This is a genomic window from Escherichia sp. AM3 (assembly GCF_032029835.1).
GTDB lineage: Bacteria > Pseudomonadota > Gammaproteobacteria > Enterobacterales > Enterobacteriaceae > Escherichia > Escherichia coli.
The window spans coordinates 1-309 of the sequence record NZ_JAVUPQ010000802.1 but is presented as its reverse complement, the minus strand read 5'-3'; the positions used below and the strand labels follow the sequence as shown (position 1 = coordinate 309).

Sequence of the window (309 nt, the reverse complement as noted above, 5' to 3'; positions counted from 1 at the left end):
GTAAACGACAGGCCGGAGCGTCCCCACAGCAGAATGTTCTGCGGGTTACCGATAGGCGTGAGCAGCGAGCCCGCATTGACGGCCAGCGCTTCAAAGATATTCCGAGGGGTACCCGGTATTTCGCACTGCTTAGGCAGTGTTAGCTTAAGCGGCACCACGATAAAAAGCGCCACGTCATTAGTGAGAAACGTCGACAACAGCGCCGCCGAAAAGACCATAAACAGGGCCAGCTTGCGCTCGGTGGCGAAGCGGCGCACCATTTTGCGCCCCAGCACGTCAAAATAGCCGCTCAGCTCCACGCCTTTGGTG

Annotated in this window: 1 protein-coding gene; it reads right to left on the bottom strand. The window is 57.9% G+C overall.

All coding sequences use genetic code 11. The features are described 5' to 3' along the window. The coding region (locus RTW80_RS28450; protein ID WP_312721455.1) for an SLC13 family permease at positions 1-309 on the bottom strand (309 nt) is incomplete at both ends.